1 protein-coding gene is annotated in these 1,098 nt (G+C 56.5%); it reads right to left on the bottom strand.

The window, feature by feature from the left end; translation table 11 throughout:
• The coding region (locus X742_RS140430; RefSeq protein WP_084569712.1) for a TlpA disulfide reductase family protein at window positions 1-1,073 on the bottom strand (1,073 nt) is incomplete at its 3' end.
• Window positions 1,074-1,098 lie beyond the last annotated feature (25 nt).

Raw genomic sequence — 1,098 nt, 5'->3', positions numbered from 1 at the left:
CGGCGCTTTGACACCTTCGGCAAAAAATTCTTTTGCGGTGCCGCGCAGAGAGCGCCGTGACAAACCTTCTCATCCTTGTAGTTGGCCAAGGCCTGTAGCAACTCCGGTAGAAGGTGCTCTTTCAGTTCGTCAGGGATAGGCTCCGGACCGTCCAGCGACTTCAGTGCCAGCTCCACCAACTCGATCGCGCGATTTTTGTTGCCGCTCTCATGATAATACCGAGCGACCGCCGGATAAGACCAGAACTTTGGGCTGTCGCCTTGCGGGGGATTCAGTGCCAGCACGTGTTCGGACAGCTCTTTGCCTATCGCGAAGCGCTCAGCAGACGGAAAGCGCGAATGGTCAAGGTTCGGATGGAAGAGTTGGTTTAGCGCCGCGATCATCCAGTCCTCGGAGTTTCTGTCGATCGCGTCGCGAACCAATTGGTGCATGAGGGGCAAGCCGGTCCACATGTCGTGCATTTTGTGAAGCACCAGATTCGCATGAGCCAGGCGGAAATTGAGGTTGTCCGGCAACAGGGCAATGCCCTCTTCGATCGCCGAGAGCGCCGTCTTCCAATCCTCTGTCTTCACCGCCGCCCAAAATCTGTCATTGATCGGCTTCTTCAACGCTTGTTCGCGCGCCATGGGTTCGTTTTTGGCGATCCGCTCCGTATCGGCGGATTTCGCTTGATCGCTGGTGCGCCAGCTGCCGTTAAGCACTTTCGGCAAGACCTCATCGAGTTCCGTCGGATGACCGATAAAGGCGATGTGGCCGTCTCGGNCGTTAAGCACTTTCGGCAAGACCTCATCGAGTTCCGTCGGATGACCGATAAAGGCGATGTGGCCGTCTCGGTCGACCACGAACGAGGTCGGAATCCCGACAGAAAAGCTGGGTTCCATCCAAAGCTTGTTCATTTCGCCTGTGTAGTCGAACGCGATCCGAAAGTTCAGGTTTGAGCACTTTTCGGTCAACCACGCGTCCAACCTGGTTCGGGCCTCAACGGCCGTTGGAGCGTTTTCATCAGCCGCGATGCCGACGACCTCAAGTCCGCTGTCCTTGTATTTCTCCTGTAGCTGCATCAGCTCGAGCATCTCCGCCGCACATAGTTCGCACCAA

Source organism: Mesorhizobium sp. LNHC229A00 (assembly GCF_000502415.1).
GTDB lineage: Bacteria > Pseudomonadota > Alphaproteobacteria > Rhizobiales > Rhizobiaceae > Mesorhizobium.
The sequence above is the reverse complement of the archived record's forward strand: the minus strand, read 5'-3'. Positions and strand labels throughout refer to the sequence as shown.